We start from the raw sequence: 15,474 nt of genomic DNA on the forward strand, positions 1-15,474 counted from the left end.
GCCTCACACGAGGCGCACTTTTTTATGGAAGGAAAAATAATGCTCAGGCCTGCCTTTGTGGGCGCTATCCTCATCTGCCTCCCACTCGCTGCTTGTGCGCAAAGCCATCAGGACGAGGCAGAGACCCCTATGTTCAGTGCGGTCCACAACAGCTCGGCGAACGTTGCCACCGAGAACACCACGGAAGAGGAGATAAGCCCTGAGCCGACGAGCAGCGAGGCACCTTCCCCTACCCAGAGCGCGGACAAGTCGGAGTCCTGCGAGGATATTGACGCCGACGAGGCCTATCAATCAGGCATTGGCAGCATCGTGCCGTGGAATGACTTTGGCTGGCAACTATCCTCCTCCTCAGGGTTCGACCCTTGCGCGGATTTGAGCTGGCAAATTATCACCATCGAGGGTGCCACGGCCTCCTCGCCACACCACATCATGCTCTTCCACAAAGGCGAATACCTTGGCACCGCCACCTTCGAGCCTTATGGCTTCTTCCCCACCGTCGAGCGAGTGAGTGACACTGAGATCGCCGTGACCTACCACTGGGCCCGCGAGGGCGAAACCACCGCCGGGCGTACCGGCGAAACGCATGCCGGATTCCGTTGGGACGAAGACCAGCAGAAAACAATCATGAGCGGCGACGTCCCACCGAATTAAACCCCTTATTGTGAGGGTAAATACGGCTATAGTGTGACACGGCTTCCTGTGGAAGCTGCTGTCTGCCGCCCCCGTTTTAAGGAGTTTCCTGCGTGACCAATAGCAACCCTTGGGCCCCGCCAAGCAACGAGGGCCCGGAACGTCCTGCACGCTCGGGAAGCATTGTGATCATCGCCGTCGTCGTACTCCTTGCGATCATTGCTGGTGTCACGTGGCTGTTAATGTCGCGCTCCTCTTCTGAAACCACAGAGCAGGAGGCCCTCTTTACGCAGGTGGCCCCGAGCACCAGCACAACAAATTCTGAGGCCACCACAACAAGCAGTGAACCCCTCACTACGAGCGTTAAGACGAGCACTGCGAAACCCGTGACGTCTAAAGCCACGCCTCAGGACAGGTGCGGTACAGCAGCCGAAAAGACCAGGAACGATATTCCACGCCCGATGACGCTGTTTTGCAATGACGACTGGCTCTACCTCGCCACAGAAAATAGCTCCTCTTTTTATCTCTATTCCTGGGGCGGTGGAAAATGGGTTCCCTATAAGAACGACGACCTCGTTGACTCAACGACGATCAAGTGCTGGGATTCCAACCGCCTCAGCGCCGACAATGTCCCGAAGCAAATCACGGATGACATCCCCCTCTGCGAGCAGAGCACTGAGGACAGCGCTGAGAGCACACAAGCGCAAGAGACCTGCGATGGCCGCTATATCCTCATCGTGGACTCCCTCCTCGTCCCTTATGGCGAGTCCCCGCAATCCGAAATCAACCGCGTTGAGGCCCATTACGCCGGGGTCAAGATCATGCCGGGAACAGCATGCAGCTCGCTGCGTTCGGAGCACGAAGGCAAGCAGGTCTATGCGGCCTACTACGACGCCGGACACAGCGTGGATGAGGTCTGTAAACTCAAGGCGCGGTACGGTGGCAACGCCCGTTCGCTCAATAACGATGCAGACTTCAGCGACCCCTGCTAGGGCAACAACTTAGTTTGGAAAGGATTTTTCGCCTCGTGGCACACTACAACCTCTATAGCTCCCTCAACCTTGACCCTTCCGCTGATTCTGCGACTTTGGCCTCGGAGATCGAACGCCGCCTTTCCGCGACGGACCCGTCCAACGCCGCGCTTTACGACGAACTCTCCACCGCCCACAGCATCTTCTCCCGTCAGGACCGCCGCGAGCAGTATGACCGAGCACTCGCGGATCCCTTCGGCCCCGAGGTGGACGTCACCCGCATCCGTGAGATCGCCAACTCCGGCTCGGGTGTGCAGCTCATGCCGCAGCCTTCGAGCGTCCAGGCTTCCGGCTCCTCCAGCTTCAACGTTGATTTCTCCTTCCCCGTGGAGCCCTCCCGTCAGCGTGCGCAGTCGATTCAGTGGTGCATCGTGTGGGGTCTGTTGGCCTTCATGTGGATCATCTCCACGATTCGCGGCCTCGGCACCCTCGCGGAGGTCGGAAACGCCAGCGGCGTCGAGCTCCTCTACGGCGCTGATGACTACGTCGACGAGGCCAGCTCCGCCGGCGCCTTCTTCTTCATGGTCGCCGGCGGTACTCCGGTCTACCTGATGATTGCGGAGTTCATCTGGTCCCTGCGCAAGACCTTGGGCCGCAAGCAAGCTGAGAAGAACGTTTAAAACGCCGAAACCCGCGGCCATCTAGCCGCGGGTCAGGGGGGGATTAACGCAGGCGCTGGCCCACAAATCCTGCTGCCAACGTGTTGCCGCTGGACTGATCGATGAGCAGGAAATTGCCCACCGCGCCGCGGGCGGCATAGTCCTCGACGGGAAGCTCCGCTTGTGTTTGGACGGTGATGTAGGCGATGTCATTGAGTGCTGCGGACTCCGGGGCCTCAACATCCGCCACGCCATCCAGGTCGAGGATGCGGTCCACCGATGCCACGCGCGCCTTGACCAATGCTGTGCCATAGCGCAGCTTCACCATCTGTCCCGCGCGCAGCTCCTTGTCCGTGAGGACCACCGCGGTGGCGGCGAATTCGCGCACCTCCTCCGGGCGCTGCGAACCGGCGATGAGGTCGCCGCGGGCCAAGTCGATGTCATCGGCCAGCCTAAGTACTACGGAATCCCCGGCGCGCGCCGCCTCATCGGAGCCAAGCGGGCCGTCGGTGGTATCAATCGCGGTGACCGTCGAGGTCCGCCCGCCCGGCAGCGTCACCTCATCCCCCACCGCCACGTGCCCAGCCTTCACGCGCCCGGCATAGCCGCGGTAATCAGAGGCGTGCTCGCGGATGACGTACTGGATCGGGAAACGCAGGTCCAGATCATCGGCGCGGCCGGTGGCCACGGGGACGGTCTCTAGCGTTTCGAGGACCGTCGGGCCCTCGTACCAGTCCATGGTGGCAGAGCGTTCCACCACGTTATCGCCCTTCAACGCCGAGATCGGGATGGCCACCGAATCAGTGATACCCAGGCGCGCGGCGAGTTCGGAGAACTCAGTCTCAATCGCACGGAAGGTGGCCTCGTCATAGTCCACCAGGTCAATCTTGTTCACGCCGAGGATCACGTGGCGCACGCCCAAGAGTGCTGCGACGTTGAGGTGGCGGCGGGTTTGTTCGACGACGCCATTGCGGGCGTCGACAAGCAGCACCACCACCTGGGAGGTGGACATGCCGGTGACCGTGTTGCGCGTGTACTGCACGTGGCCCGGGGTATCGGCGAGGATGAAGGTGCGCTTATCGGTGGCAAAGTAGCGGTAGGCCACGTCGATGGTGATGCCTTGCTCGCGTTCGGCGCGGAGGCCGTCGACAAGCAGTGAGAGGTCCATGCCGTCGAAGCCGCGGTCGGCAGAGGAACGCTCCATGGACTCCACCTGGTCCGCCAGCACGGACTTGGTGTCGTAGAGCAGGCGGCCCACGAAGGTGGACTTGCCGTCATCGACGGAACCGGCGGTGCACAGGCGCAGGGTATCGCGCTGTTTGAGCGCGCCGACATTCGGTGCGAGGGTAGTCGTCATCAGAAGTAGCCTTCCTTCTTGCGGTCCTCCATGGCGGACTCGGACAGTTTGTCATCGGCGCGGGTGGCACCGCGCTCGGACAGGGTGGAAATGGAGATTTCCGCGAGCACCTCATCGGGCGAGGCGGCGGTGGATTCCACGGCACCGGTGCAGGACATATCGCCCACGGTGCGGTAGCGCACGGTGCGGATCTCCAGCGGTTCATCCTCGCGCGGGCCGCCCCACTCGCCTGGGGTCAGCCACATGCCGTTGCGGTTGAACACCTCGCGCTGGTGCGAGTAGTAGATGGAGGGAAGCTTAAGGTTGCGTGCGCCGATGTACTCCCAAATGTCGGACTCGGTCCAGTTGGAAATGGGGAAGACACGGACGTTTTCGCCGGCCATCTTGCCGCCGTTGTAGAGGTCCCACAGCTCAGGGCGCTGGCGGCGCGGGTCCCAACCGCCGAAGGAATCGCGGATGGAGAAGATGCGCTCCTTGGCGCGGGCGCGTTCCTCGTCGCGGCGCGCGCCACCAAGGACGGCGTCGTAGCCGCGCTCGGCGATTGTCTCCACCAGCGGCACGGACTGCAGCGGGTTGCGGGTGCCATCGGGGCGCTCCTGGAGGTCACCGCGATCGATCCAGTCCTGGACGTGGGCGACGTGCAGGCGCGCGCCGGTCTCCGCGACGAGCTGATCGCGGAAGTCGATGACCTCCGGGAAGTTGTGGCCGGTATCGACGTGGATGAGCTCGAAAGGCACGGTGGCCGGCGCAAAGGCGCGGCGGGCGAGCTCGAAGACCACGACGGAGTCCTTGCCGCCGGAAAAGAGCAGGCCTACCTTGTCGAATTGCCCGGCGACTTCGCGCAGGATGTGGAGGGATTCGTTCTCTAAGTCTTTAAGGTGTGGTGAAAGAGTCATTATTCGTGCAACCCGCATTCTGTCTTGCCGTCAGCGAAAACGCGCCCGGAGCGCGCATCCTCGCCCTCGCCTACAGGGAAGGTCAACGGCGCGCAGCCGATGGAGCGGTAGCCCTGGAGGGTGAGGGGGTGGATGATGAGGTCGTGTTCCTTGATATAAGCGTCGGTGTCATCGAGGTCCCAGGTAACAATCGGGGAAATCTTCAGCCGGCCCGTGCGGTCCAGGCTCAGCGCCGGGGCGGTGGCGCGGTGCTCGGAATCGGCGCGGCGCAGGCCGGTTACCCATCCGACGTAGGGGTCCATGGCCATGTTGAGCGGCTCCACCTTGCGCATGCGGTTATATGCGGCAACGTCGCGCGCGTACAGGCGCGGGCCATAAATCTTGTCCTGCTCCTCGGGGCTCAAGATAGGCAGGACGCGCACGAGCGGCAGGTCCGCATAGCGCTTGGCGACGTCCCCCGCTACCTCCAACGTCTCCGGAAAGTGCCAGCCGGTGTCGATGAAGAGCAGGTCGGCGTCTAAGTGGGCGCGGTGCGCTAGCTCGGCCAGCACGGTGTTTTCCATGGACATCGTGACGGCAAGCCGACCGGGCGCGTACTCGGCGGCCCATTCGGTGATGGTCGCGGCGGAGGCGTCATAAAGCTTGTCGGCCCACTCCTCGACGAGTTCCTGGTTGCGCTGGGCCACGGCAGGCTCGAGCGGCGCGGTGTCGCGGGTGCCTTCGGGGCTAATGCTGGGATCGCGGTAGTCGCCGCGGTCCAGCAGGTTTATCGGTTCGGTCATGACACCTCACATTAAAGGGAGGCGGGCGTGTGCGCAGCCCCACAGTGGGGCGCGGGGGCTGTGAGCTTGGGTACTAGGGAGAATAAAAATTAGATAGAATGAACCGAGCGGACTAGATTTACAGACTAGACAGTCTATTCCTACCGAACTGAAGGGGTTCTCATGCAGCGTGTCGCAATTGTCGGGGACAGCCCCGCCGCGCTCTCCACCGCCGAACGGCTCATCAGGGCCGGGCTGTGCGTGGACCTCTACTGCGAGCGCCCCGCGCCCTTCGGTTTGCTGCGCCGCTTCGCTGGGCTCGCCGGCGCGGAATCCGTTGCTGAGCCGTGCCCAAAGGGGACAACGCCGCGGCTGCGGCTCATCGGCAACGTCCGCGTCGGAGCCGATATTTCCCACGCGGACCTCAACCAGCTCTCCGCCTCCGGCGACCGCCACCTTGTTCTTTTGGAACTCATGGCCCGCGGCGTGGCCATCACCACGTGGGAGGGCCTGTGCCAGCCCACCGACGACGTCGAGGACTGGGCCGCCGTCACGGCGCGGGCCCAGCGCGCCCCGGTCTGCTTTTAACCGTCCTCGCGCTTTGGCTTGTTGAGATCCTCGAGGGTAGCTAAGCCTAGGGAACGCAGGATCCCCTCGACCGAGTTGATCTCGGCCTCTACCGCACCCAACCTGTCAGCTTGCAGCGCTGACAGCTGTCCGGCTTTCTCCAAATACTTCAAGCGTGGGTAGCGCCCTGCCAAAAGCGTTCCCCAGTAGACGCGCAGATCCAAGATCTCCTGGTTTCCTGGCACCGGTTCGCCATTGTGAAACGCCATGATATCGCGCAGTTGTTGTTCAACCATGGACAAATCCATGTCTGCGCCGGGAGCGCCCTCATCGGAGGAATAGGTTTCCTCGCCATGGCGCAACGGGCGGCGCTCTTTATCGTAGAAGCGATGCAACGTCATGGCGTCTGCTGCCATAACGGGATCGTTGACCGGCAGAGTAGGCGCATCCTCGTGCCCCAACAACTGACCGCGCGACATTCTGATAAACGTGCGCTGGTGTTCCATTCCCGGTGCGGTGCATTCCAAACCCACGCCATAGGATTCCAAATCTTCCTGTTGGAACATGTATCCCAGGTAGCGAGCGTGTGGATTGATGGAAAAGTCTGCGCTGGACGCTCCTGGCAGGTGGAAGTCCACCTGGCGGATGTAGCTGCGCACTCGCGCAACCTGTTCGGGGCTTAAGTAAAGATCCTCATAGAGTGCTCGTGACATGGCGTACTCCTAAAGCATTTGTAGGCGGTCGTAGCTGTCGGTGTCTTCGAAAAAGCCACCGCGCCCGTTGCCCACAATGTCGAAACGATTGACAACTTCGATGCGGTCAAGCCACTTCGCAGAGCGGAAACCGGTGGAGGTCTCCAGTCGCAAGCGCATGGGCGCACCGTTCTTGATGGGAATCTCGCCGCCGTCATAACCAATTGCGATGAGCGTTTCCGGCTGACGGGCCTCCTCCATGGGCATGGACTCGTAGTAGTACGAACCGTTGTAGTTATCGTCGTCGCGAGTCATGTTCTGGAAACTGTGCACGACGACGTCGGAAGCCCCGTCCAGTGGCTTGACTAAATCCAAGAGCTGCGCCAACGGAACGCCTTCCCACTTTCCGACAGAGGTAAATCCTTGAACGCAATGGTGCACCGTATTTTGGGAATACCCAGCCGAAAGCCGGCGTAGGTCCTCCAACGTCAGACGCATGGGCTTTTCGACGAACCCACCAATCTCCAGCACGTAGTCCTTTTCAAATCCATTACAAAGGAGCGCCATGTATTCCTCGGTACCGGGTGGCATGCCCGAGGCCCGGTGATGCGGTGCCTTGGTGACCTCTGAATCGGCATACACCCCGCGTTGGCGCGAAGGAACCTTCGAGCGCAGGAAACGGGTGAAGGGGCGCACCACGGCGTTATGCAACGCGGCAACTGCCATCGGGCGCTTAAGGGAGGTCTTCGTAGCCCAAATGTGGACAAAGACAATAAGCATTATGCCCATGGTGAAAATGATGCCGCCGGCCACCGGCTTATCGGCATGCCCAAAGACCATCTTGGACACCTCGTGACCGTATCCATGCATGATCACCATACCCACGTGAATAACGATGAAGACAAGGTAGGCCACAAGGCCCCAAAAGTGCAGGGTGCGGATGACCTGACGGCCTCCCATCGCCTTGGAAATCCGCGGGAAGTGGTTATTGATAGCGGGCGACTGGAACATGCCAGTGAGGATCATCCACATTGGCAAGATGAGGACAACAAAGCCATAAGACAGCTGTTGGATTGCATTGAACGGGTAGCCGTCCATCGCGCCGGGGATTTGGAAGCCAAGGTAGTGGACTAGATCATCCCATGCTTGGGCAAAGACTCCCCAGCTTTCGGGCCAGTAGCGGCGCCACTGGCCGGTAGCCAGCAAGAGCCCCCAGTAGATAACCAGTAGGAGCATCCACCCCATCACTGAGATGAAGTGCCAATAGCGGCCTTGCCCCAAGGCACCATAGCCTGGAAGGGAAACGATTGGACTGTAGTTTTCGTATTCGCCGGAGACTGGGAAGTACTTGCGCTTGCGCTTTTGTTTGATAGAAAACTGCGCCCATTGTTTGCCTAGGGGCGTGTGAATCGAACGATGCAGCTTAGGGAACGTGCCTAGGATTTCGATACCGCTACGGATGAACAGCGTGACAAAGAGGATATTGACAAAATGTTCGATACGTAGCCAAACGGGAAATTCAGTCAACATGATTAGTCCTCAAAACCTTGATCGTCGGGATAAGCAACGAGCACGCCATAGTCCAGCGCCCAGTACACGACGAGGTAGGCGAGACCACACAGTGCTGTGGTATTCCATGCGGCGGCGAGGTACACATCGGCTCCGTTCCATACCCATGGCGGGGTGCCGGCGAGACCGCCGAAAAACAGAAGCAGTGAACCCACGGCGGGAATGAGTCCGAAATCCCACACACGCCACGGCGTCACGGCACCAAGAACAACAACGACGGCGCACAATGCAACGAGGAGATAGAGGACAATCTCTTGCTCGGGAAAAATCGAAAACTCGGCCCGCGCCACGTACCAGGCCAATCCCCCTTGTAGGGCCATGATGGCCACTATCATGACGCGGGTTAGCTTTGGCAGGTTGATGCGAATATAGCGGAAGAACGGTGCACGCTCTTTGCCCGGCTTGACGTGCAAAGAGATGTCATGAAGGTTTGGGTCAACCGATGAAGGTATGGCAGACATGAGCTACTTCTCCTATCGCGCCCGCTGCGGTCCGCAGGCGTGCTGCGCCCGTGACCATTGCTGGGCACTCGTGTCCAGATGACTCGCTACCGTCACCTGCTGGCAACGCCTGCCCTACCGGAGATTGGCAACGCTCGAGGCAGGCTGGAGCTCTTCTCAGCTCCCTGAAACTCAGTAAACCCCACACCATGAGTTACAGCGAATATGGACGACTGTTCAAATTGCGCCCACGTCTACTAGCTGCGGTTTAGACAAGCGTTCAGAAACCGTCCGTTTGTCCCATTTATCGCACGCGATGAAGCGGTGTTTAACTTGGCAATGTCGAGCTCAACGCTAATTTCTGCCCTCATCCTCGCGCTCAATTCGCTACGCGCTTCAAGGGTAGCCACGCTCCGGAGAAGCATCGATGTACCACCCACACCATTCTTGAAAGGACATGCTTCTTAAATGTCTGCCATGGTCATTTTCGGACTCATCGCCTCTGTAGCACTGCTTTTCGCCTTCGCAATGCTCAACCTTGGGAAATGGACGGTTGATGACTACCCATACCAAATCCTCAACTTCATTGGCGCCGGTTTCCTCGCCGCCTCAGCCGCCACGCCCTTCAACGCCGGCGTCTTCTTCACTGAACTCATCTGGTCCCTCTTCGGTCTGTATGGAATTATCCGCATCTACCTAGACCGTAAGAAGAACACTGCCCAAAGCTAGGGCTCACCCGACCCGCCTCCATTTTGACAGAAAGAATCACCCCCATGAGCTTCGCTTTCGAAATCGGCATCATCGCCGGCATCCTGTTCGTCGTGGCCTACGGCCTGCTCAACTTCCGCGTCCTGACAGCCGATTCCCCGCTGTACCAATCCCTTAATTTCCTCGGCGCGACCGGATTCGTCTACACCGCCATTTCTCCCTTTAACCCAGGCCTGTTCATTGTTGAGACAGTATGGGCCGTCGTCGCGCTTCTTGGCCTCTGGAAGATTTTCACGAAGAAGGCCCCCAGCCAGGCCCGATAAAACCCTCGCCGCTCGGCGCAAACGAGCACTAGACTGAAGGCCCGTCACACACAGGGAGCACGATGTCTAAAGAAGATGCACAGCCACAGCGCAGAGAACTCATCCTGACTGCGGCCCTTAACACCATCGTTCGCGAAGGCGTTGCCGGGCTATCTTTACGGGCGGTCGCCGCCGAGGCACACGTGGCACTCGGCTCCATTGCCTACTATTTCACCGATAAAGACGGCCTCATCAACGCCGCATTCCAGGACTTCACGCACCGCTCGGTGACTGAGTTTCGGGAATTCTATGAAGGCGTCTCCACCCTCGAAGAAGCACGGGCCGCCACTGTGGACATGCTCTCGGCTACCGCCCGTTCACGCACCGATATCATCCTGGGCAGCGAGCTTTACTCGTTGTCGCTGCGCCGCCCGCGCCACCGCATGATCCTTCTGGAGTGGACACGGGCGTGCCAAAAAGTCCTGTCCACATATTTTGATGAACCCACCACGCTGGGGCTTGATGCCCTCTACGAAGGAGCAGTCCTCCACCACGCCATGCGCGTGGGAGAGACTTCGACGCAGCGGATCGCTCTCGCAGTAGAGCGCCTAACCCCACCGGAGTCATTCATCTTGCACACCCCACGCGCGAGCTAGCGCCCGGGCTAGCGATCGCGCGTACTAGGGGATAGACTTGCGCGGTCATTGACCTTTGGCCTTTCCAGGCCGCTCACATGAAACGTTGGTCTATGGAACTCCTACGTATCCTCATATCCCGCTCGAAGCCGTATACCGGCTACGTCATCGCGGTGCTGCTTCTCCAAGCACTGTCCACCGCAGCAACGCTTTACCTTCCTTCGCTCAACGCGAAGATCATCGACAAGGGCGTTGCCCAAGTAGACATCGACTACATCTGGCACACCGGCGGCATCATGCTCATCGTGGCCTTCATCCAGGTCAGCGCCGCCATCGCCGCTATCTGGTTCGGCTCCCGCACCGCGATGGGCCTCGGCCGTGACCTGCGCTCCGAAGTCTTCCGCCGCGTCACCCGCTACTCCGCCGAAGACATGAGCAATTTCGGCACCGCCACCCTCATTACCCGCGGCACCAACGATGTCCAGCAGGTCCAGATGGTCTACATGATGATGCTCAACTTCATGGTTGCCGCCCCCATTATGTCCATCGGCGGCATCATCATGGCCATCCGCGAAGACGCCGGAATGTCCTGGCTCGTCGCGGTGTCCGTCATCGTGCTGCTGGCCGCCATCTCCGTCATCATCGTGCGCCTCATGCCGCTCTTCCGCTCGTGGCAGGAAAAGCTCGACGTCATGAACGGCACGCTGCGCGAGCAAATCGCCGGTATCCGCGTCGTCCGCGCCTTCACCCGCGAGGAGCACGAGGCCAAGCGTTTCCGCACCGCCAACCGCGACATCACCAACCTCTCGCTCAAGGTGGGCCAGCTGTTCGTCCTCATGTTCCCCATCATCACCGTCATCCTGAACGTGGCCACGGGCGCGGTTCTGTGGTTCGGCGGCCACCGCGTCGACGATGGCCTCGTGGAAGTCGGCTCCCTGACCGCCTTCCTGCAGTACCTGCTGCAGATCCTCGCTGCCGTCATGATGGGCACCTTCATGGCCATGATGCTGCCCCGCGCCGTCATTTGCGCACGCCGCATCACCGACGTCCTCGAGCACGATCCTTCCATCGTCGAGCCCGCTACCCCGCTCACCCCGGAGCGCTCCGAGGGCGTGGTCGAGTTCGACAACGTCACCTTCCAGTACGCCGGCGCCGAAGCGCCCGTGCTTCACGACGTCTCCTTCACCGCCACCCCCGGCACCACCACCGCGCTTATCGGCGCGACCGGTTCCGGCAAAACCACCGCGCTCTCCCTGATCCCGCGCCTCTATCTCCCGACGAAGGGGCGCGTGCTTCTCGACGACACCGATATCGCCGATATGGCACGAGGGGACGTCGTCAAGCGCGTGGGCCTCGTGCCCCAGAAGCCGTACCTGTTTAGCGGTTCCGTGGCCTCCAACCTGCGCCTCGGCGCCCCGGACGCCACCGACGAGGAGCTGTGGGAAGCGCTGCGCGTGGCCCAGGCAAACTTTGTCGAGAACCTCGACATGCACATCTCCCAGGGCGGCACCAACGTTTCCGGTGGCCAGCGCCAGCGCCTGTCCATCGCGCGCATGCTGGTGGCGCAGCCGTTGGTGTACCTCTTTGATGATTCCTTCTCCGCGCTCGATGTCCTCACGGATGCCGCGGTACGCGACGCCATGCGGGAATACACCGCGAAGGCGACGACCATCATCGTGGCGCAGCGCGTGAGCTCGATTGTGGATGCGGATCAGATTTTGGTCATGGACGCCGGGCGCGTCGTGGCCCGCGGCACGCACGAGGAGCTGCTGGAAAGCTCGACGACGTACCGCGAAATTGTGGAATCCCAGGAGGTGGCATAAATGACTGAGCAAGATAACGCGACGTTAGAAGCCGAGATCGAGGAGAAGACCGGCGAGAACGCGCCTCGCAAGGCCAAGAACTTCTGGCCCTCCGCCAAGCGTCTTTTTGGCCTGCTCGCGCCGTTCAAGGCGCAGCTTGTCGCGATTGCCGCGATGAACCTCGTGTGCGTATTCCTCGCCGTGGCCGCGCCCAAGGTGATGGGCAAGGCCACCGACGTCATCTTCTCCGGCGTCATTTCCCGCCACCTGCCCGCCGGTATGACCAAGGAGCAGGCCATCGCCGCTCTGCGCGCCGGCGGGCAGGATAAGTTCGCGGACATGGCCTCCGCCATGGACTTGAACCCCGGCTTCGGCATTGATTTTTCCGAGCTGGGCACGATCATCGGCATCGTGATTGCGATGTACGTGGTGTCCTCGCTCTTCCAGTGGTGGCAGGGCTACCTGCTCAACTCACTGGTGATGAAGGTTGTCTTCGATCTACGCGAGCGCATCGAGGCGAAGATCAACCGGCTGCCGCTGAACTACTTCGATACGCAGTCGCGCGGCGACCTTCTTTCGCGCACCACCAACGATGCCGACAACGTCCAAACGGCCCTGCAGCAGGCCATTTCGCAGCTGTTCTATAACCTGCTCATGGTCATCGGCATCACGGTCATGATGTTCACCGTGTCCTGGCAGCTGGCCCTCGTGGCGCTGCTGGCGCTGCCGCTGACCGCGGTGGTCATCGCGGTAATTGGCTCGCGCGCGCAGAAGCAATTCAAGACGCAGTGGAAGGCCACCGGTGACCTCAACGGGCAGGTTGAGGAAGCCTTCTCCGGCCACGACCTGGCGACCGTCTTCGGGCGCATCGACTCCATGACGGAGGACTTTGATAAGCGCAACGAGGAGCTCTTCCGCTCCGCCTCGCTGGCGCAGTTCTTAGCGGGCATGATGATGCCGATCATGCAGTTCATCTCCTACCTGTCCTACGTGGTCATCGCGGTGCTCGGCGCGCTCAAGGTCGCCTCCGGCAACCTCACGCTGGGTGGCGCCCAGGCCTTCATCCAGTACTCCCGCGAGTTCAACCAGCCGCTGGGCCAGCTCGGCGGAATGATGCAGCAAGTGCAATCGGGCGTGGCCTCGGCCGAGCGCGTCTTCGAGTTCCTCGACGCCGAGGAAGAGCCCGCCGAGGAGACCACCTCCCGCCTGGGCGGGCGCGCGAAGGGCTTGGTTGAGTTCGAGGACGTGGACTTCTCCTACAATCCCGAAACCCCACTCATCCAGGATCTCAGCCTCCGCGTGGAGCCGGGCCAGACCGCCGCCATCGTCGGCCCCACGGGCGCCGGCAAGACCACGCTGGTCAACCTCATCATGCGCTTCTACGACATCGATTCGGGCAGCATCCGCCTCGACGGCGTCGATACCGCGCAGATCTCGCGCCACGAGCTGCGCTCGCAGGTGGGCATGGTGCTGCAGGACGCCGTCGTCTTTGAGGGCACCATCATGGACAACATCCGCTACGGCCGCCTCGACGCCACCGATGAGGAAGTCATTGCCGCCGCCAAGGCCACCTACGTGGACCGCTTCGTCCACGCGCTGCCTGAGGGCTATGACACGGTCATCGATCAGGACAATGGCGCGATTTCCGCTGGCGAGCGCCAGCTCATCACCATCGCGCGCGCTTTCCTGGCGCAGCCGGCGCTGCTCATCCTCGATGAGGCCACCTCTTCCGTGGATACCCGCACCGAGGTGCTCGTTCAGCAGGCTATGAATGCGCTGCGCGCGGACCGCACGTCCTTCATCATCGCGCACCGCCTGTCCACGATTCGTGACGCCGACCTCATCATCGTCATGGAGGAAGGACGCATCGTGGAACAGGGCACCCACGCCGAGCTTCTCGACGCCCACGGCGCCTACTGGCGCCTCCACCAGTCCCAGTTCCGCGAGGACTAGTCGACGGTCACGGACATCCTCGGGGCCGAGAACGTGTCACCCGTGAGGTTCGCCAACTCGAGGGTGACGTCGCTTAAGGAAAGGTGCTCCATGAAGGCGTCGGGAAGCTCGGCGTCCGGAGCAGGGGGAATTCCGAGCTGATCGAGGACGGCATTGATATCGCCGCCGGTGAGATCCGCCGTGACGGGCACGGTGCGCGCACCCTCGACGGTGGGCGTGACGGTCAGCGAGGTCGCCACGATGCGCGCGGGCTCCACGGTGGTTACTGAACCACCGGTGGTGAGCAGGCCATCGCCGGCGTTGCCGGGCAAGGTGATGGCCAGGTTGCGCACGGCAAGGCGATCGCCGGTGAGCTCGATAACGCGCACCTCGCCGTCGCGGGTGGGCATCGTGCCCAGCGTGGCTTTCACGTTTCCCGTTATCGTGACCTCGTCCGCCTTCACGGTGGAAAAGTAGGGCTGCGCCGGGGCGACCTGCGCGCTCACGCCCGTCGCACTCGCCGCAGCGACCATGGCGGCCACGAACAACACTCTCCGTGAGCGCGAAGGACGGTGATTAAACATCGGTGGGCTCCCACGCCAGGGTGAGCGCGCCGCCAATGATGCCGAGCAGCGTGCCGATAAGGAAACCTCCCAAGTTAGAGGTAGGCAGCGCAATCACGGCCACGATGATGCCCAGCACTCCCAGATACGTCGAGGTGGCCGGGCGGAACCACGCGCCTAAGCCGAACATGACCAACAGCGCCCCGATAAGCAGCGTGGACACGCCCGACACCGTGGAAATCATGACCAGCAGGTCCGAGATGTGCACGGTGAAATACGCGGGCGTGGCGATGACGATTCCCGAAAGTATGAGCAGCAAGCCCGGGATGAACGGCCGCCCACCGCGCCACGCCTTAAACCGATCAGCAGCCATTTCCGCGGCCCCGTTCCACGGATACACCCACGTTCTGTGCTGACAGCGTCTTGGCGCCGATGGAGGTGGCGCGGACGTCGTCGGCAGTCAGCGAAACCTTCTTTGCATACAGGCCCCACGTTCCGGGATCCGCGGTGGTGGACAGCTGGCGCGCGTCGATGCCCACGTTCGCATCCTCCATGACCAACGAACCCTCGATGTCCGACGCACCAACCAGCAAGTCGGTGGCCTCCACGCTGTTATCGCCCTTCGCCTTCAGCGCCAGCGTGGCCTCCCCCACCGCCGGCAGGTCCGTCGTGACGTAGAGGCAAAGATCCGAGGCCACCGCGTGCTCCATCTTCAACCGGGCCGTCGGCACGTCCTCCTCGCCCTTCTTGTCACTATCCACGAAGAGCGAGAAAGCCTCGCCTTCCAAGTGCCGCATGTTGACGTTGAAGAACGTTCCCGATAGCGCCAGGTTTGCCGTCAGACCGCCTTGCGCCACCGCAAACCCCGTCACGCCGAAAGCCGCAAATCCTGCGATGAGCCCCACCGCCGCCTTCGGCGCACTGATTCTTCCCATACACGTCAGCTTATTTCTCGGCCTCCGAAAACACTAGCTGAATGCTGACTCACTG

18 protein-coding genes are annotated in these 15,474 nt (G+C 61.4%); 9 read left to right on the forward strand and 9 right to left on the reverse strand.

Translation table 11 applies throughout. The features are described 5' to 3' along the window. Window positions 1–39: 39 nt before the first annotated feature. The 3 genes from HMPREF2808_RS05915 (at window position 40) to HMPREF2808_RS05925 (ending at window position 2,281) form a co-directional block, all read left to right on the forward strand. Window positions 40–651 (forward strand): LppP/LprE family lipoprotein, encoded by a 612-nt coding sequence (locus HMPREF2808_RS05915; RefSeq protein ID WP_070624255.1) that lies wholly within the window; start codon window positions 40–42, stop codon window positions 649–651. A gap of 92 nt (window positions 652–743) precedes the next feature. Beyond that, complete coding sequence (locus HMPREF2808_RS13325; protein ID WP_141752584.1) at window positions 744–1,622, forward strand: flagellar basal body-associated FliL family protein; 879 nt, start codon at window positions 744–746, stop codon at window positions 1,620–1,622. A 35-nt stretch (window positions 1,623–1,657) separates the two neighbouring features. Next, window positions 1,658–2,281 (forward strand): hypothetical protein, encoded by a 624-nt coding sequence (locus HMPREF2808_RS05925; RefSeq protein ID WP_070624210.1) that lies wholly within the window; start codon window positions 1,658–1,660, stop codon window positions 2,279–2,281. 43 nt (window positions 2,282–2,324) lie between these two features. Here the strand turns inward: HMPREF2808_RS05925 and HMPREF2808_RS05930 are convergent, their stop codons facing one another. Genes HMPREF2808_RS05930 through HMPREF2808_RS05940 form a run of 3 tightly spaced genes read right to left on the reverse strand, consistent with a single transcriptional unit; the run spans window position 2,325 to window position 5,295 of the window. Further along, window positions 2,325–3,617: a sulfate adenylyltransferase subunit 1 gene (locus HMPREF2808_RS05930; protein ID WP_070624212.1), complete on the reverse strand. Its 1,293-nt coding sequence runs from the start codon at window positions 3,615–3,617 to the stop codon at window positions 2,325–2,327. After that, window positions 3,617–4,513: a sulfate adenylyltransferase subunit CysD gene (gene cysD, locus HMPREF2808_RS05935; RefSeq protein WP_070624214.1), complete on the reverse strand. Its 897-nt coding sequence runs from the start codon at window positions 4,511–4,513 to the stop codon at window positions 3,617–3,619. The genes HMPREF2808_RS05930 and cysD overlap by 1 nt, the downstream gene beginning before the upstream one ends. Further along, the gene (locus tag HMPREF2808_RS05940; RefSeq protein WP_070624216.1) at window positions 4,513–5,295 is read right to left on the reverse strand and encodes a phosphoadenylyl-sulfate reductase; all 783 of its coding nucleotides are present in this window, start codon (window positions 5,293–5,295) and stop codon (window positions 4,513–4,515) included. The genes cysD and HMPREF2808_RS05940 overlap by 1 nt, the downstream gene beginning before the upstream one ends. A 162-nt stretch (window positions 5,296–5,457) precedes the next feature. Here HMPREF2808_RS05940 and HMPREF2808_RS05945 point away from each other — a divergent pair, with 162 nt between their 5' ends. Then, window positions 5,458–5,862 carry a methylenetetrahydrofolate--tRNA-(uracil-5-)-methyltransferase gene (locus HMPREF2808_RS05945; RefSeq protein ID WP_070624218.1) on the forward strand — a complete coding sequence of 135 codons (405 nt, stop codon included), beginning with the start codon at window positions 5,458–5,460 and terminating at the stop codon, window positions 5,860–5,862. Here the strand turns inward: HMPREF2808_RS05945 and HMPREF2808_RS05950 are convergent. Genes HMPREF2808_RS05950 through HMPREF2808_RS05960 form a run of 3 tightly spaced genes read right to left on the reverse strand, consistent with a single transcriptional unit; the run spans window position 5,859 to window position 8,563 of the window. Beyond that, a complete protein-coding gene (locus tag HMPREF2808_RS05950; protein WP_070532020.1) occupies window positions 5,859–6,554 on the reverse strand; it encodes a hypothetical protein in 696 nt (231 codons plus the stop codon). The two genes, HMPREF2808_RS05945 and HMPREF2808_RS05950, sit on opposite strands and share 4 nt — an antisense overlap. A gap of 9 nt (window positions 6,555–6,563) precedes the next feature. Continuing rightward, complete coding sequence (locus tag HMPREF2808_RS05955; protein WP_070624220.1) at window positions 6,564–8,063, reverse strand: molybdopterin-dependent oxidoreductase; 1,500 nt, start codon at window positions 8,061–8,063, stop codon at window positions 6,564–6,566. A gap of 2 nt (window positions 8,064–8,065) precedes the next feature. After that, window positions 8,066–8,563: a hypothetical protein gene (locus tag HMPREF2808_RS05960; RefSeq protein ID WP_070624222.1), complete on the reverse strand. Its 498-nt coding sequence runs from the start codon at window positions 8,561–8,563 to the stop codon at window positions 8,066–8,068. Between the two features lie 447 nt (window positions 8,564–9,010). On the opposite strand from HMPREF2808_RS05960, the gene HMPREF2808_RS05965 reads away from it, so the two are divergent. From HMPREF2808_RS05965 to HMPREF2808_RS05985, 5 genes are all read left to right on the forward strand, one after another. Further along, window positions 9,011–9,271, forward strand: a complete 261-nt coding sequence (locus HMPREF2808_RS05965; RefSeq protein ID WP_070532007.1) for a CBU_0592 family membrane protein — start codon at window positions 9,011–9,013, stop codon at window positions 9,269–9,271. Between the two features lie 44 nt (window positions 9,272–9,315). Beyond that, complete coding sequence (locus tag HMPREF2808_RS05970; protein WP_070532003.1) at window positions 9,316–9,573, forward strand: CBU_0592 family membrane protein; 258 nt, start codon at window positions 9,316–9,318, stop codon at window positions 9,571–9,573. A gap of 62 nt (window positions 9,574–9,635) precedes the next feature. Next, window positions 9,636–10,208 (forward strand): TetR/AcrR family transcriptional regulator, encoded by a 573-nt coding sequence (locus HMPREF2808_RS05975; protein WP_070624224.1) that lies wholly within the window; start codon window positions 9,636–9,638, stop codon window positions 10,206–10,208. 92 nt (window positions 10,209–10,300) lie between these two features. After that, the gene (locus tag HMPREF2808_RS05980) at window positions 10,301–12,010 is read left to right on the forward strand and encodes an ABC transporter ATP-binding protein (RefSeq protein WP_070624225.1); all 1,710 of its coding nucleotides are present in this window, start codon (window positions 10,301–10,303) and stop codon (window positions 12,008–12,010) included. Then, entirely contained in the window at window positions 12,011–13,942 is a 1,932-nt protein-coding gene (locus HMPREF2808_RS05985; RefSeq protein WP_070624227.1) for an ABC transporter ATP-binding protein, read from the forward strand. Here HMPREF2808_RS05985 and HMPREF2808_RS05990 read toward each other — a convergent pair. Genes HMPREF2808_RS05990 through HMPREF2808_RS06000 form a run of 3 tightly spaced genes read right to left on the reverse strand, consistent with a single transcriptional unit; the run spans window position 13,939 to window position 15,419 of the window. After that, the gene (locus HMPREF2808_RS05990) at window positions 13,939–14,505 is read right to left on the reverse strand and encodes a hypothetical protein (protein WP_070624229.1); all 567 of its coding nucleotides are present in this window, start codon (window positions 14,503–14,505) and stop codon (window positions 13,939–13,941) included. The two genes, HMPREF2808_RS05985 and HMPREF2808_RS05990, sit on opposite strands and share 4 nt — an antisense overlap. After that, on the reverse strand, window positions 14,498–14,857 hold the full coding sequence (locus HMPREF2808_RS05995) for a DUF6114 domain-containing protein (protein ID WP_070531987.1): 360 nt from the start codon (window positions 14,855–14,857) through the stop codon (window positions 14,498–14,500). Before HMPREF2808_RS05995 ends, HMPREF2808_RS05990 begins: the two co-directional genes overlap by 8 nt. Further along, the gene (locus HMPREF2808_RS06000) at window positions 14,847–15,419 is read right to left on the reverse strand and encodes a DUF6230 family protein (RefSeq protein WP_070523701.1); all 573 of its coding nucleotides are present in this window, start codon (window positions 15,417–15,419) and stop codon (window positions 14,847–14,849) included. The genes HMPREF2808_RS05995 and HMPREF2808_RS06000 overlap by 11 nt, the downstream gene beginning before the upstream one ends. Window positions 15,420–15,474 lie beyond the last annotated feature (55 nt).

It is taken from the genome of Corynebacterium sp. HMSC078A10, from assembly GCF_001811565.1.
Classification (GTDB): Bacteria; Actinomycetota; Actinomycetes; order Mycobacteriales; family Mycobacteriaceae; genus Corynebacterium; species Corynebacterium hesseae.

What these genes read in the sequence shown, in the direction of transcription:
- HMPREF2808_RS05930 (WP_070624212.1), bottom strand. Translation starts at nt 3,617, where the DNA reads ATGACGACTACCCTCGCACCGAATGTCGGCGCGCTCAAACAGCGCGAT.
- HMPREF2808_RS05970 (WP_070532003.1), top strand. Translation starts at nt 9,316, where the DNA reads ATGAGCTTCGCTTTCGAAATCGGCATCATCGCCGGCATCCTGTTCGTC.
- HMPREF2808_RS05975 (WP_070624224.1), top strand. Translation starts at nt 9,636, where the DNA reads ATGTCTAAAGAAGATGCACAGCCACAGCGCAGAGAACTCATCCTGACT.
- HMPREF2808_RS05950 (WP_070532020.1), bottom strand. Translation starts at nt 6,554, where the DNA reads ATGTCACGAGCACTCTATGAGGATCTTTACTTAAGCCCCGAACAGGTT.
- HMPREF2808_RS05960 (WP_070624222.1), bottom strand. Translation starts at nt 8,563, where the DNA reads ATGTCTGCCATACCTTCATCGGTTGACCCAAACCTTCATGACATCTCT.
- HMPREF2808_RS05955 (WP_070624220.1), bottom strand. Translation starts at nt 8,063, where the DNA reads ATGTTGACTGAATTTCCCGTTTGGCTACGTATCGAACATTTTGTCAAT.
- HMPREF2808_RS05940 (WP_070624216.1), bottom strand. Translation starts at nt 5,295, where the DNA reads ATGACCGAACCGATAAACCTGCTGGACCGCGGCGACTACCGCGATCCC.
- cysD (WP_070624214.1), bottom strand. Translation starts at nt 4,513, where the DNA reads ATGACTCTTTCACCACACCTTAAAGACTTAGAGAACGAATCCCTCCAC.
- HMPREF2808_RS05965 (WP_070532007.1), top strand. Translation starts at nt 9,011, where the DNA reads ATGTCTGCCATGGTCATTTTCGGACTCATCGCCTCTGTAGCACTGCTT.
- HMPREF2808_RS05980 (WP_070624225.1), top strand. Translation starts at nt 10,301, where the DNA reads ATGGAACTCCTACGTATCCTCATATCCCGCTCGAAGCCGTATACCGGC.
- HMPREF2808_RS05985 (WP_070624227.1), top strand. Translation starts at nt 12,011, where the DNA reads ATGACTGAGCAAGATAACGCGACGTTAGAAGCCGAGATCGAGGAGAAG.
- HMPREF2808_RS05915 (WP_070624255.1), top strand. Translation starts at nt 40, where the DNA reads ATGCTCAGGCCTGCCTTTGTGGGCGCTATCCTCATCTGCCTCCCACTC.
- HMPREF2808_RS05995 (WP_070531987.1), bottom strand. Translation starts at nt 14,857, where the DNA reads ATGGCTGCTGATCGGTTTAAGGCGTGGCGCGGTGGGCGGCCGTTCATC.
- HMPREF2808_RS05945 (WP_070624218.1), top strand. Translation starts at nt 5,458, where the DNA reads ATGCAGCGTGTCGCAATTGTCGGGGACAGCCCCGCCGCGCTCTCCACC.
- HMPREF2808_RS06000 (WP_070523701.1), bottom strand. Translation starts at nt 15,419, where the DNA reads ATGGGAAGAATCAGTGCGCCGAAGGCGGCGGTGGGGCTCATCGCAGGA.
- HMPREF2808_RS05990 (WP_070624229.1), bottom strand. Translation starts at nt 14,505, where the DNA reads ATGTTTAATCACCGTCCTTCGCGCTCACGGAGAGTGTTGTTCGTGGCC.